General features: G+C 58.2%; 9 protein-coding genes and 1 pseudogene. 4 read left to right on the top strand and 6 right to left on the bottom strand.

Annotation, left to right across the window (positions count from 1 at the left end; genetic code table 11):
* Positions 1-10 precede the first annotated feature (10 nt).
* The 6 genes and pseudogenes from BLW22_RS14850 to BLW22_RS14825 form a co-directional block, all read right to left on the bottom strand.
* Positions 11-2,761, bottom strand: coding sequence for a malto-oligosyltrehalose synthase (locus BLW22_RS14850; protein ID WP_074846906.1), 2,751 nt, complete (start codon positions 2,759-2,761; stop codon positions 11-13).
* Positions 2,758-4,842: a 4-alpha-glucanotransferase gene (gene malQ, locus BLW22_RS14845; protein WP_065948304.1), complete on the bottom strand. Its 2,085-nt coding sequence runs from the start codon at positions 4,840-4,842 to the stop codon at positions 2,758-2,760. Before malQ ends, BLW22_RS14850 begins: the two co-directional genes overlap by 4 nt.
* A complete protein-coding gene (treZ, locus tag BLW22_RS14840) occupies positions 4,839-6,584 on the bottom strand; it encodes a malto-oligosyltrehalose trehalohydrolase (RefSeq protein ID WP_074846905.1) in 1,746 nt (581 codons plus the stop codon). Before treZ ends, malQ begins: the two co-directional genes overlap by 4 nt.
* 19 nt (positions 6,585-6,603) lie before the next feature.
* Positions 6,604-8,160: a glycogen synthase GlgA gene (glgA, locus tag BLW22_RS14835; RefSeq protein WP_074846904.1), complete on the bottom strand. Its 1,557-nt coding sequence runs from the start codon at positions 8,158-8,160 to the stop codon at positions 6,604-6,606.
* Between the two features lie 467 nt (positions 8,161-8,627).
* Positions 8,628-9,581: a D-2-hydroxyacid dehydrogenase family protein gene (locus BLW22_RS14830; protein ID WP_074846903.1), complete on the bottom strand. Its 954-nt coding sequence runs from the start codon at positions 9,579-9,581 to the stop codon at positions 8,628-8,630.
* Between the two features lie 24 nt (positions 9,582-9,605).
* Positions 9,606-9,875: pseudogene (locus BLW22_RS14825) on the bottom strand (alpha/beta fold hydrolase); the annotation flags it as partial.
* Positions 9,876-9,949: 74 nt separating this feature from the next.
* Here BLW22_RS14825 and BLW22_RS14820 point away from each other — a divergent pair.
* The 4 genes from BLW22_RS14820 (at position 9,950) to BLW22_RS14805 (ending at position 14,686) form a co-directional block, all read left to right on the top strand.
* Entirely contained in the window at positions 9,950-11,557 is a 1,608-nt protein-coding gene (locus BLW22_RS14820; protein ID WP_074846902.1) for a recombinase family protein, read from the top strand.
* 45 nt (positions 11,558-11,602) lie between these two features.
* Positions 11,603-12,190: a hypothetical protein gene (locus BLW22_RS14815; RefSeq protein ID WP_074846901.1), complete on the top strand. Its 588-nt coding sequence runs from the start codon at positions 11,603-11,605 to the stop codon at positions 12,188-12,190.
* Positions 12,191-12,845: 655 nt separating this feature from the next.
* The gene (locus tag BLW22_RS14810) at positions 12,846-13,790 is read left to right on the top strand and encodes a hypothetical protein (RefSeq protein ID WP_074846900.1); all 945 of its coding nucleotides are present in this window, start codon (positions 12,846-12,848) and stop codon (positions 13,788-13,790) included.
* A 59-nt stretch (positions 13,791-13,849) separates the two neighbouring features.
* On the top strand, positions 13,850-14,686 hold the full coding sequence (locus BLW22_RS14805) for a hypothetical protein (RefSeq protein WP_074846899.1): 837 nt from the start codon (positions 13,850-13,852) through the stop codon (positions 14,684-14,686).
* Position 14,687 lies beyond the last annotated feature (1 nt).

Genomic DNA, 14,687 nt, shown 5'->3' with positions numbered 1-14,687 from the left:
CAGAAAATTTTCAGCTTTCTTGATCATCAGGATTGATAAAGACATTGACCGGGAAATCCCCCAGGGCAGTGCTGATCAACAGCTCCTTGTCTGGTGTGACTGCGCCTGTATGAAAAAGTCCCTTCCAGTTTTGCGTTGGTGCGGCGAACGGTAATTTCACCCGTGTATCGCCCCAAACCCGCGCATTGATCTGGGGACGCACACCGTTTTCAAGCAGCTCATGGGACCAGCGTGGCACCACCACCAGCACGCGTTTGCCTTGGTGTTCGCGGCAGAATGCGACCACCCGCTCGGCGTGTTGGCCGACCACTTCCAACGCTGTATAGCGGCCGCTGCGGAACACCTGCGGATGGGCCTTGCGCAAGGCCAGTACGTGGGCAATCAAGGTTTGCTTGATACGCCCATCACGCCAGTTGAACAACAGTTCGCCGATGTCCGGCGGGGTATTGAGTGCCTGTTGCCGCGCGGTGAAATCCACCGGGCGACGGTTGTCCGGATCCACCAGGCTGAAGTCCCAGAACTCATCGCCCTGGTACAGGTCCGGCACACCCGGCACGGTAAGGCGAAGCAAGGTTTGCGCCAGTCCATTCAGTGCGCCGGCGGGGGCGATGGCCTGGGCTGCGTTATTGATCGCACTGCGCAGGGGCCGACCTTCCTCCGTGAGCAGCAGGCGCGTGAGGAAGGCCTCGACCCCCTGTTCATAGGCTTCGTTGGGCGCGCTCCAGCTGCTCTGCAACTTGGCTTCGCGCAGGGCTTTTTGTTGCCACTGCCACAGGCGCTGGTGATAGCCCTCGAAGTCCTCGGCCTGGTCCAGCGGCCAACTGCCCAGCAACACCTGGTACAGGATCAGTTCATCACCGGCCGACGGTGTGGCCGCGTCGTCGCGCAAGGGCGCCGCCAGGGTACGCCAATGCTCCACTTGCTCGACGTACCACGGCGCGCACTCGCTGAGCACGGCCAGGCGTGCCCGGGTGTCTTCGCCGCGCTTGTGGTCATGGGTGGCGGTGGCCAGCAGGTTGTCGGGGAAGGCCTGCAAGCGCTGTTGGTTGATGGCATGAAACTCGGCCAACGGCGCGCTGAACTGCTCAGTACTGAAGCCCACATCGTTGCGCGACAGCAGCACGGCCGAGCGGTAGAACGCGGTGTCTTCCACGGCCTTGGCCGCTGCCGGCGAGGTCAGTTGCTGGAAGCGCACACAGGCATGCTTGAGCATCTTGCGCTCGCGGCCCACCGGACGATTGCGCCAGGGCTGGCCGCCGAGCCAATTTTCCAGATGCTCGAGCACCGGCCAGTCGCCCTCGCCAAGGGTCGTGCGGGCGCCGTCCAGGGCCTGCTGGAACACCTTGTCGTCATCTGCGCTGCGACCACGGGCACTGATATAGGTGCGGTACACCGGGAAGTGCACGATCAGTTCCTGCAATGCGCGACGGATCGCGCCGAGGGTCAGGTCGCGGGTCATCACGTCGTCGCGGGCCACCTGCAACAGGGCCTGGGCCACGCTTTCAAAGTCGCCGCCCAGGGAGCCGTTGAGGATTTGCTGGCGGGCCAGCCGTGCCTCTTCGATAAACGCCGAGGGCCGTTCGCTGTGGCGTGTCCACACCTCGGCCAGCGGCGCAAAGCCCTCGGGATGGTGTTGCAGCAACGACAACTGGTTCATGAATTCGTAGCCGGTGGTGCCGTCCACTTGCCAGTCTTCGCGAAGGGTTTCCCCCTCGCCGAGGATTTTTTCGACGAAGATCGGCAAGTGCCGCTCGGGCGACAGCGAATCCACCCGACGACGCAGCTTGCGGCAGTAACCGCGCGGGTCGGCCAGGCCGTCGATGTGGTCGATGCGCAGGCCATCCACCAGGCCTTGGCTGATCAGTTCGAAGATCTTGCCATGGGTGGCTTCGAACACCGCCGTGCGCTCCACGCGCAGCCCGCCCAGTTCGTTGACGTCGAAGAAGCGCCGCCAGTTGATATCGTCCGCCGCCGTGCGCCAGCTGGCCAGGCGGTAGGCCTGTTGCTCGAGCAAGTGGTGCAGACGCTTGAAGCCCTCCGGCGTGCGTCCGTCGAACTCGGTCAGTCGGCGTTCGATAAGCTCGAGGACTTCGGTGGCACGCTCGGCCAATGCCTGCTTGAGCCAGGCGGCTTCGGCGTAGGCGTCATCCTGATACGCCAGGGCGCTGAAACGGTCGGCCAGGGGTTTAAGCAGCTCGTCGGCGCCGAGGATCGCCGCGTAATCCCGTGGGCAGATCGGGAAGCGATGTTCGTAATGCTCGACATGAAACGCGCCGTGGGCGGCATCGAAATGCAGCGTCAGCGTGCCGCTCTGCAAGGCTTCGCCGTAGTCGCTGCCGAGGAAGGGCATGAGCAATTGGCCCTTGAGCAGCGGGTCGGGGGAGTGCCACTGGATATCGAAGAATTCGCTGTAGGGGCTCAGCCGGCCCCATTCCAACAGGTCCAGCCACCAGGGGTTGTCGGCGCCGCCCACGGCCATATGGTTGGAGACGATATCGAGGATCAGCCCCATATCGTGCTCGCGCAGGGCCGCGACCAGGCGACGCAGGGCCGGTTCGCCGCCCAGCTCGGGGTTAACGCTGGTGGGGTCGACCACATCGTAGCCGTGCATGGAACCGGCACGCGCACTCAGCAAGGGCGAGGCATATAGATGGCTGATGCCCAATTGGGCGAAATACGGTACCAGGGGGACCGCGTCATCCAGGGTAAAACCTTTGTGGAATTGCAGGCGCTGGGTCGCGCGCAGGGGCAGGGCTTTCATCGGTCACGCTCATAGGCTTGGTTACGCGCGACGGCCAGCAGTTCAAGGCGGCGCGCGGCACCGGCGTTGTCGAGCAGGCTGGAGGCCTCGCCCGGCAAACGGCGGCGCCAATTGGGGTGGGTGTCGGTGGTGCCGGGCAGGTTGGCCTGTTCTTCCAGGCCCAGGGCGTCTTCCAGCGGCAACAACACCAGCGGCGCACGGGTGTGGCCGAGGTAGCGCACGCTGGCGTCGATCATGTGGTCGGTTTCATTGCGGATCTCATCGACGAAGTTCTGCGGGTCCTGGCTCAAGGCCTGGCGCAGCGCCTGGCGTTCACGCAGGCGGTGCTCGCTCCATTGCTCCACGGTGGGCGCATCGATCAGGCCCAGCTGGACGTTCCAGTCGATATCGCGGCTGTGCCACCAACCGTTGAGGGTCGGTAAGTCGTGGGTGCTGGTGGTGGCCAGGGCGTTGTCCGGCCAGTCGAGGATCGGCTTGAACTGGCCATCGTGGCCCTGTTCGAACAACAGCACGCGCATGCCGAGGATCGAGCGGGCGATGAGTTTTTCGCGCAGCCCATCGGGCACTGTGCCGAGGTCTTCGCCGAGCACGATGGCCTGGTGGCGGTGGGATTCCAGCGCCAGCAGGCGCAACAGGTCGTCCACCGGGTAATACAGGTAAGCGCCCTCACGCGGCGAGGCGTCCATGGGGATCACCCACAGGCGTTGCAGGCCCATCACATGGTCGATGCGCAAGCCGCCGGCATGGGCGAAGTTGGCCCGCAGCATCTCGATAAACGCGCGGAAACCGTTGCGCTTGAGACCTTCGGGCGAGAACGCGGAAATGCCCCAGCCCTGGCCGGCGCGGTTAAGGATGTCGGGTGGCGCGCCCACGGTCAGGTCGGCCAGCAACTCATCCTGGCGGCTCCAGGCCTGGCTGCCACCGCCGTCGGCACCGACGGCCAGGTCAGCGATCAAGCCGACGCCCATGCCGCTGCCTTTGGCGGCTTGTTGGGCGCGCTCCAGGCAACGGGCGATCAGCCATTGGCCAAAGGCGTAGAAGCCGATCTCGACGTGGTGCTCTTCTGCGAACGCCACCAGCGCCGGGCTTTGCGGCGAGCGCCACTCTTCAGGCCAGTGGCGCCAGTCAAGGTCCTCGCCTGCAGCGGCGCGCACTGCCTGCACGGCTTCGAAGCGACAATGGTTTTCCAGCGCCTCGCCACCAGCCTGGCGAAAGCTCAGGAAGTCGGCGTGCTGCGGGTGATGGCCGTGGCGGAAGTCTTCATACAGAACGCGCAACAGCCGTTGTTTGGCCCGCGCAGCGGCCGGCCAGTCGATCAGGCTGTGCTGTTCCAGCGCGTGCAGCTCTTCTTCCAGGCCAAGGGCTTCAATCGCGTTGCGCACCTCACGTTCACCGAGAATGCAGGCGGGCGAGGCATACAGGCTGTTGAGGAACAGGCGGCTGGACGGCGAGTACGGGCTGTAGCGCTCGGTATCGGCGCTGAACATCGCGTGCATCGGGCTGATCGCCAGGGCATCGGCGCCGCGTTCGGCGGCGGAACGGACCAGGTGTTCCAGGGCCAGGGTGTCGCCGAAACCGCCATCGCCCAAGCGGCGCAGTGAATACAGCTGGGCGCTCAGGCCCCAGGCGCGGGCGGGTTGGTTGTCCACCGCTTCGGCCACGCTGTAGCAATGGGTGGGCGCGACCGCCAGGGTAAAGCTCTGGTTGTCGATCTGCACCTGGTGGTAGCCCAAGGCGATAACCCCGGGCAGCACGGCATTGCCGTCGAGGCGCAGTTCCAGGCTTTCGCCGTCTTCGAGGTTGACCCGGCACAGGGTGTCGGGTTCGAAGTAGCGCGCCAGGTCGAGGCCTTCACCGCTGTCGACGGTCATCAGGGGCGGCAGGTGCTTGTCTTGTTGCACCCGCTCCAATTCAAGCAGGCTGGCGTTGATGTCGGCATCGCTGTCGGCCGGGTGGCCCAGGCCTTTGAGAACCGCGCGCAGGGCGTCGGGTGTCACTCGTTGCGGGCGGCCGTTTGCGTCGATCCAATCGACGGCCAGGCCCGCACGGCTGGCGAGGATTTCCAGGTTCGCTTCGCTCAAGGGTGCTCTCCAACAGGGGATAAGGTGACGCGGGCGCTGAAGGGCGGCAGTTGCGCACCTTGCAGGGCCGGCGTTTCAAACAGGACCGGCGCGGTGGCCGAGTGATCCAAGGGCGTGGCGCTCAGGTTCAGGTCGATCTGCAACAGGCTGCCGTTGCCCAGGCGCCAGCGCGCACTGACGGCGGCGTAGGCCAGCACCTGCGCGCCCAATGCCACGGCGCCAGGCAGGTGCGGCACAATATGGCGATGGCGCAGGCCCAGCAGTTGGCGGTAGAGCTCAGCGTGCGGGTTATCGGCGATCACCGGGGCCGATTGCGCGAATGTCGACAGCGCGTTCGGATCCGGGATGCGTTCACGGCGCTCGGGGTCATGGAACGCGGCGAAGTCGGCAAATTCATTGCGCCGGCCTTCGCGTACCGCTTCAGCCAGTTCACCGTGGTGGTCGGTAAAAAACAGGAACGGCTCGCTCGCGTTCGCCTCATCCCCCATGAACATCAGCGGAATCATAGGCGACAACAGCAGCAGGGCGGTTGCAGCCTTGAGCGCCTGGGGCGAGCAGAGCTGGTGCAGGCGTTCGCCCAGGGCGCGGTTGCCGATCTGGTCATGGTTCTGCAGGAACGCGACGAAGGCCGTGGGCGGTAAGTCAGCGCTCGGTTCGCCGCGCTCGTGGCCATGGCGAGTGGTGTGGCCCTGGTAGATAAACCCTTCGCCCAGGCAACGGGCGAGTTTGGTGGTGGGGTCCTGGGCAAAGTCGCTGTAATAGGCATCGGTTTCGCCGGTCAGTAACACGTGCAGCACGTTATGGAAGTCATCATTCCATTGCGCGTCGAAATCCTCCTTGAGCAGGCTGGCCTGGTTCAGCTCGTTTTCCAGCACCAGCCACACATGCCGACCGGTATCCACCTGCTGGCGTACCCGTTGCGCGAGTTCCTGGAGGAAGCCGGGGTTGTCGATGGCGTGCACTGCGTCCAGGCGCAGGCCGTCGAAGCGGTATTCGAGCAGCCACATCAGCGCGTTATCGAGGAAGAAATCCCGCACTTCACGGCGCTCAAAGTCGATCCCGGCACCCCATGGGGTGTGCACGTCTTCCTGGAAGAAGCCTTTGGCGTACTGGCCCAGGTAATTGCCGTCGGGGCCGAAGTGGTTGTAGACCACGTCAAGGATCACGGCGAGGCCGTGTTCGTGGGCGCTGTCGACCAGGTGCTTGAGTTGCTCGGGCGAGCCGTAGGAGGAGTGCGGTGCGTAGGGCAGTACGCCGTCATACCCCCAATTGCGCTCACCGGGAAATTGCGCCAGCGGCATCAATTCAATCGCGGTGACGCCCAGCTCGGCCAGGCGCGGCAGGTGCTTTTCGACTTCGGCGTAGCCCCCCATCGCGCCGACGTGCAATTCGTAGATCACGGCTTCGTGCCAGGGGCGGCCTTGCCAGTTGGCGTGACGCCAGGTGTAGGCGAGCGGGTCGACCACCAGGCTCCAGCCATGCACGTCCGAGGCCTGGGCCCTGGACGCGGGGTCGGGAACATCCATTTCCCCATCGATGTTATAGCGGTAGCGGGTGCCCGCCGGGCACTTCACTTCAGTCTCGAACCAGCCATCTGCCTGGGGCAGCATGGCGATGGATTTACCGTTTTCCAATTCAACGCTGACATAAAACGCGTCTGGCGCCCACAAGGCAAAACGCGTGTGTTGCGCGTCCAGCATGATTGCGCCGTGGGGCCAGGTTTCCAAAGTCCGTAACGGCATCTATGAAGACCTCCCTTGATTATTTAGTCGATTTCCCCAAGGCCTTGGCCACCAGTTGTTCATACAGCTCGGCGTAGGGTTCCACCGCCTGGCACCAGTTGAAGGGTTGGGTCATGGCACGGCTGCGCATGGCGTTGAGCAGGCCTTTATTGGCGAAGACCCGGAACGCACGGCTCAGGGCTTCTTCGTAGCTTTCTACGGTGGATTCATTGAACAGGAAGCCGGTGACGCCATTCTCGATGGTGTCCGCCAGCCCGCCGGTGTTGCGAGCCACGGGCAGCGAGCCGAAGCGCTGGGCATACATCTGGCTGAGGCCGCAGGGCTCGTAGCGCGATGGCATCAGCAGGAAGTCACTGCCGGCGAACATGCGCCGCGCGTCGGTCTCGTTGAAGCCGATGCGCACACCGACCTGGCCCGGGAAGCGCAGCGCCAGTTCACGCATGGCCTGTTCCTCTTCCGGCTCGCCTCGCCCGATAATGGCGATCTGGCCGCCGTTCTCGACGATAAAGCTCGCCACCGCTTCGGTGAGGTCGAGGCCTTTCTGGTAGACCAGGCGCGAGACCACCGCGAACAGCGGGCCGGTAGAGTCATGCAGGCCGAACAGTTCGCGCACGTGGTCGGCGTTGATGGCCTTGCCTTCCCAGTCACCGATATTGAAGTTGTGGGTCAGGTGCGTGTCGGTGGAGGTTTCCCAACTTTCATCGATGCCGTTGGGGATGCCACTGAGCAGGCCCTGCTGGGTCTTGGCGGCGAGGAAACCGTCGAGGCCGCAGCCGAATTCCGGCGTGGTGATTTCCTGGGCGTAGGTGGCACTCACGGTGGTGATGTGGCTGGAATACGCCATGCCCGCCTTGAGGAACGACATCTTGCCGTAGAACTCCATGCCTTCCTGCTGCAAGGCGTGGGGCGGAATGCCTAGCTCCGGCGTCGAGGCCAGGCTGACCACGCCTTGATAGGCGAGGTTATGGATGGTGAACAAGGTCGGTGTGCGTGACCCACGCCAGTGCATATAGGCGGGGGCCAGGCCGGCGGGCCAGTCGTGGGCGTGCACCAGGTCCGGGCACCAGTGGATCTGGGCGAGGTTGGCGGCCATGTCGGCAGCGGCCAGGCCCAGGCGGGCGAAGCGAATATGGTTGTCCGGCCAGTCGCGACCATTGTTGGCGCCGTACGGCGTGCCTTCGCGCTCGTAGAGCTCGGGGCAGATCAGCACATAGATGACCAGGCCGTCCTTGAGGTCCATGCGCCCGATCTTGCACGGCGGCAGTGCGGCGTGGCCACCCAGCTCACCGATGATATGGATCGGGTTGTCGCTTTCCATCACCTGCGGGTAACCGGGGATCAGGACGCGCACATCATGCAAGTGGGCCATGGCGCGGGGCAGGGCCGCGGACACGTCGCCCAGGCCACCGGTTTTCACCAGGTCGGCGAACTCGGAGGTGACGAACAATACCTTCTTTCGATTGGGATTATTACTCACGATCGGCCGCACAGTGTTGGGCAGGTCGGCCAGTGACGTTGGCCCCTCTGCCGCCTTACTAAAACGCTCTCCCTGAGTATCTACAGCGGCACTGATCATAGTTCTCTCCCAATGTTGGTTGGCTAATGGCCCGCTGCCACTAGCTCCGAAGACCGCATCCTGCGGCCAGGCGCACAAGCGCTATACAAACTGGCAAGGCTTATGCCAGTTGCACGGTCGGCTTAAATAGATTGGATGGACGGGCATCGGGTGTGAACCGCGTGCACTCGCCCTACCTTAAAACTGGACCTACGGCAGAGTTCGAAAGTTTAGATTTTTTGCGGGGTTTTTGTTTTGGAAGGGACCCATCGGTCATCAGTCTAGGACAGATTCCAGAGCCTGTAGGGTTTGTGCGGGACTTTTGTAGGACAAAAAACTTGTAACCATATGCAATTGAGGAAGGCGATAGGTTGTGGTGAGCAGGCTTGCGCCGGTTCAGGGCCGCTTCGCGCCCCAGCGCAGGGCAAGCCTGCTCACCACAAAAATTACGCTCACACCCTTAGTGCGGACCGCACCTGATTGGTGCGTCAGCCCAGCATCCGAATGGGCGCGCCCGTGGTCCAGGCCTGGATATCTTCAATCATCTGCTCATAGAACTGCCGGTAGTTCTGCTCACTCACGTAGCCCACATGGGGCGTGGCGAGTACGTTGGGCAAGTGGCGAAACGGGTGATCGACCGGCAGCGGCTCCTCGGCGAATACATCGAGTGCCGCGCCCGCCAGGCGACCAGTGGTCAATGCCTGCACCAGCGCCTGCTCATCCACAATCGGCCCGCGCGCGGTATTCACCAACCGGGCCGTCGGCTTCATCCAACTCAATGCTTCGGCATCGACCAGGCCACGGCTGCGGTCGCTGAGTACCAAATGAATCGTGAGAATGTCGGCCTGCTCAAACAGCTCGCGCTTGCTGACCCAGGTCGCCCCGGCCTGCGCGGCGCGCTCCGGCGTGAGGTTTTCACTCCAGGCAATCACCCGCATGCCGAATACCTGGGCAAACTGCGCGACCTTCTGGCCAATACTGCCCAACCCGAGAATTCCCAGGGTCTTGCCATGCAGGTCGCCACCCAGTCCCACCTGCCAGCCACCCGCGCGCAGTGAGTTGGCTTCGGTCAGCAGATTGCGCGTAGACGCCATGATCAGTGCCCAGGTCAGCTCCGGCGCCGCCTGCTTGTAGCTGTCGGTGCCGCACACCTGGATGCCCATGGCCTTGGCGGCGGCAATGTCGAGGGCGGCATTGCGCATGCCGCCGGTCACCAGCAACTTGAGGTTGGGCAAACCCTGTAACAGCGCTTGGTCGAAGGTCGAGCGTTCGCGCATGACGCAAATGACCTCGAACGCCTTCAAACGCTCGATCATCGTGGCGGTATCTGCCGGGTAATCGTGCAGGAAGTGCACCTGCCCAACCGCCTCCAGCACCGACCAATCCACCACGCCATTGGCCACATTTTGCCAATCATCAATGACTGCGATCTGTACCGACATGCACGCGTGCCTCGAAAAGTTGGATTAAAGGGCGCTCAAGCCCTGCAACAGCGCCTGGTGAAACTTCGCCGGTTCTTCCATCTGCGGTGCATGGCCCAGGCCCGCGAACTCCACCAGTGTGGCATGGGGAATCAGTTTGGCCACTTGCTTGCCCAGTACCGCGTAGTTGCCGATCCTGGCCTTGACCGCCGGCGGCGCAACGTCTTTGCCGATGGCGGTGGTGTCGGCGGTGCCGATGAGCAACAGGGTGGGCATCTGCAGATGCTTGAACTCGTAGTACACCGGCTGGGTCCAGCGCGCGGCAATGTGGGAATCAATGTTATGATGCCCTCAGACGGGGGCCAGCTCCAGCAAACACGGTGGTGAAAGTGAACAAAGCATACTCCTACATCCGCTTCAGCACCGGCAAGCAACTCAAGGGTAGCAGCGAAGAACGCCAACAAGCCATGCTCGATAACTGGGAAAGGGACAACCCCACCTTCACCCTAAACCGTGACCTGACATTTAAAGACTTGGGCATATCTGGCCGTAGTGGGAAGCACCTCAAGAACGGCTTTGGCAAGCTCTTAGAGGCAATCGAGAAAGGCGCTATTGGTGTTGGTGACGTTGTATTGGTTGAGGCTATCGACCGGGCAGGGCGGATGGAACCCGGCATCATGATTAGAGTGTTGACGGATATTCTTAACGCTGGTGTAGCTCTGGTCACTCTGGACGATGGACAGAAGTACACGCAGGAAGCGCTGAGGGGCGGGAGCTTGTACATCCTTGTTGGTAAGGTGCAAGCCGCCTTCAACTACTCACAGTCCCTCAGTGACAGGATGAAGGCCAGCTATAAGAGCAGGAACGTGTTAGCGGCCAACGGGGTAATTCCTAAGAGGTACACGCCTGTCTGGCTTACCTCAGAGGGTGAGTTGCTGGGGGAAATTGCACCATTCATCAAGCAGGCTTTTGAGGACTACGCGGCAGGGTTGGGAGAACGTCGAATCTACGAACGCATCCTAGAGGCTGGTGGTGATAAGCATGACTGTTTCATCAAGATGGCACCTAGCACCGTCAAACGCTGGATGAAGAACAAGACGGCCATAGGAGAATGGCAAGGCATACCAAATGTCTATCCCCGCGTTGTTGAACCTGATCTGTTCTACAGGGTGCAAAAGCGTTTGTCTGAGGGTTACGTACAACGCGCAGCCCCGACAAAACACAAGTACACAGGGCTTGTTGTCTGTGGTGAGTGTGGAAAGAATTTCAACACGAAAAGCTACAAGAACAAGGCGAACCCACCACCACCTGTAATGGAATGCTCCAGCCGTGCCCGTAGAGGCTCTACAGCGTGCCCTAACAGTAAGGGAATCCCAGAAGCTGTGATCGGTGTCGCGTTCCAACTGTCGTGCTGGGACCACATCTCAAAGGCATTGCAGGGGCAAGTGTTGACGGAGAGTATGAAAAGGGAGGTTGTGATCGACGGTCTGTTATCTGAGTTGAGCGTCAAGATTGCCAAGGTTGCTAGGGCTGTCGCTGAGGTTGATGACGTGGAAGAGTTGATCGTGGCCTTGCGGGCACTCAAAGCTGAAAAACTCTCTTTGGAAGGTGAGAAGAAAGCACTGAGCCATGAGCAGGCGACAGTCAAAGAGAAAATCCTCAACAGTGCGGAGATAATGAAAGACCCAATGAAGGCTAACGCCTTGCTGCAATCTGTCGGCTACAGAATTGTTTGCAACTTGGACAGGACGATACACACCCCCGTTGGAGTTTTCACTTACCAAGGGTGGGGGCGGGCAGAGGATGTTCACAAGGTGGTAACTCATGAAGGGGTGTTGTTGAAACTCCCAGTAGCAAGGCAAACACAAACACCGCGTAAGAGGGATAGCGTAAGAGTTGATGTTATGTCTGTGTTAGAAGGTAAGGTGTTTAAAGCGACTTTGGAGACACCACTTGGACATGCCCAGCTCCAGCATTGTAGAAGCAATGAGGGTTGAGTTTGAAAATACGCCTATTACTGAACTTGGCTGAGGTTTGACGAAATGGCAGTAGACGTAGTTAGTGCGGTTGCAATAAGTTCGATATATGCCGATATAACTTTCTATCTTAGTATTGCAGCTGCAACTGTAGCGTTGGCTACACTCGTAGTTGGCTACTCGCAGATGAGGATTGCCAGTGCAAAGGTTAAGCTAGACCTGTACAACAAAAGATTTGCTGTATATCTATCCGCTTTGGAATATTATCAGTGTACATGGGGCCAGAGAGACGGCACGAAAGAAAAGGCAGCTGAATTTATCAAGAGTTACAGGGAGTCGCAATTTTTGTTTTTTAGAAGTGATGGTATTTACGATACCCTTACTAGAATCAAAGATAATGCAAGCAGAGTGGTTAGTTATGACGAATCTAGGAAGGAAGGCGACGACAAGAAAAAACTAGAAGGTACATATTCACATACAGTGCATGAGCAAACGGAACTAGCAAGGCGTGAATTGGCAGAGGACTTATTACTACTTGAGGAGCAGATGAATGACTATATTGACTTCAAGGTGGTTGAAGGCTGGCACTTCTGGTGGAGACTACGCTGGCTCAAAAAACTATGGCGATGGGCGAAAAACAGGAAGAAAAAGTGAATCGCCCCCGCAGTAGTTTCAGCGAACCCCTACATCCCGCGCCGCGAGGGTCGACCAACTTTGATCCTCACTTGATTTCTGGTTTGTAAAAGCTGTTTTCAATCGAGAGCCATTCAATGACTCGCGAGGCTGCGAAACAGAAATCGCCAAAATCCTAAAAATAACGAGAGCGGTTATCAGCTGCGTGGGGTACGGCTGGGGAGAGTGTTGTGGTGTTGGGTAATGCCAGCTTTTATTGTTAGTTTTTATTGTCACAATTACAATAATAGCGCTTCCATTGTTACAATAAATGTGATATACTTACAGTAGATTGGTGGAGGTTAAATTCTTCCCATCTGTGTACTGGGCTTGTACAGGGCGAAAGCCCTTAGAGAGGCTGCCAATGGATTTGGTGGCCTTTTCTATGTCTGCCTTTTAGTACAGTTTAATCAAGTGTCACAACCCCCAAGAGGATTGCGTATGAACATTACAACAAGAACATGTCAGCACTGTGGCTGCTCTATGCCGTGCAAGACAGCACGCAAGACATACTGTACTGCCTATTGCAGAACAAACCATTACAACCAAAAAACCCTAATCCAATCCGTGAGAGACATGGCTATGACTATTTCTAAAGCCTTCACAACATCCAAGCCGAACAAGGAAAACAATCAATATGGCCGTTACCAGAGTATCCAATACGAAAAATCGCAAGTCTGAAAGAATCTATCAGCTAACCGTTGGCGACTATAACAACGGTAAAGGGTTTCAACTCACCAGCGAAGACACAGACCGCCCACTACAGATGACATTCACTGTAGACAAGGCAAGCGATAACAAGAAAACGCACACTGGCAACACAGCCAGTATTGAAGTGTACAACCTTTCCCCCGAACAAGAGCGCATGCTTGATAGTCGATTCATTGAGGCAACCCTCTATGTTGGCTACAAGGACGGCGACGGCCTCAAACTTCTATGTAGTGGCAACCTCACAGAATGCTCTACCACTAAACGCGGTACAGATTCGATCACTCAAATGGTGATTGGTGAGGGTTATGTCAATCTCACACAATCCAAGCTAAGTCGAATCCTTTCTCCCGGCCAAACTGTGCAAGACGTTCTCAATATCATCACCGAGAACATGCCCGGTGTTGCCCGTGGTCCTATGGTTGGAACAAACCTAAATAGTCCTTTGATTCATGGTTGGCGCCTCAACGGTACAGCCAAAGAAGAGTTGGACAGGATCACCAAAGCTTACAAGCTTGAATACAACATCACAGGCGACACTCTAACAGTCACTGATGTTAACGGTCCTTTTTCTAAGAGTGTTACCACTGTACCTGTAATCAGTGAAACAACAGGCATGGTTGAAGCTCCCTTCCGTACAACTGAGAAACTTAACCTCTCTAAGAAAGACAAGCGTGTTCGCTATGGCGTTCAAGTTAAAGTTTTGTTGGATGCTGCATTGATTCCCAGTCAAGTGATTAGACTTGAGTATGGTGAGTTGACAGGCTACTACCGTATTCGTGCTGTGCAATACACTGGCGACTTCCGAGGCAACAACTGGTATGCAGAGATGCAATGCAATGCGATGGAAGGCGACGATGTAACCGTTGTTTAAAAGAACCGTTGTTTAAAGAACAAACAAGCTAGCCCGGCTTACATAAAAAGGAATCCATTATGGCTATTCAAACAAAGAGAATCACCGTAGACGATAAGGTCTACAAGATCAAACAACACCCAGCAACCGAAGGCTGTGCAATCCTAGAGCGTTATGGTAATGCCGTTGTGGCGTTCGCCGTTGCTCAAGAACACATTATTGTTGATAACAAACTACCTTATCCCTTCAACAAACTGCCGCGTATGGTGATTGATGGCCGTTGGCTTGCTGTTAGCCAGTTCTTGGATAAGATTGCAGCGCCAGACGAAACATACGAACGCTTCATACAGCCTGACGTTGGCCCAGTTGGAAAGCTCACCGTACGTGAAGTGTTGGCAGGCAAGACGCTTGATGATCGTCATAGCGAAGCTGTAGAGCGTGTGCCGTCGCCCCTGTCCTACCTAATCGACTACAAGGCGACAGAGAAGCAAACAAGGGAGCTTGATGTAGAGACTGTGTTTGAAGAGTTTTTCAGATACATCACCTATAACGATGAATCTCTAGACGTTGATACCCTCACCATTCCAGAAGTGGCACACCTGCTGTCTGCTGTAATTGAATACAACTTCCTGCATCTGTGGACTAAGGAAAGGTTCTCTCTCAAAGAGGGTTACTCTGGTGCTGGTGCAATCCAGCCTCCACGCTCCCTAGATGGCATTGGTGACAAGTACAGCCAATCTAACGTTATCTACAACATTCTCAGATGCTCCCAGCCTCTAGCAACTCTCTCTGATCTTTCTACAACAATGAGTGTGTCTGATGCATTTGATGCAAATGAGACAGCATTGAGAATTTACTTTGAAGACTCTGAAATGAGAAAAGAAGCTGAGAGACAAGCGAAAACCAACGGAGGGTAAT

Source organism: Pseudomonas marginalis, from assembly GCF_900105325.1.
In the GTDB taxonomy this organism is placed as follows: domain Bacteria; phylum Pseudomonadota; class Gammaproteobacteria; order Pseudomonadales; family Pseudomonadaceae; genus Aquipseudomonas; species Aquipseudomonas marginalis.
This window is presented reverse-complemented; position numbering and strand designations above follow the sequence as displayed.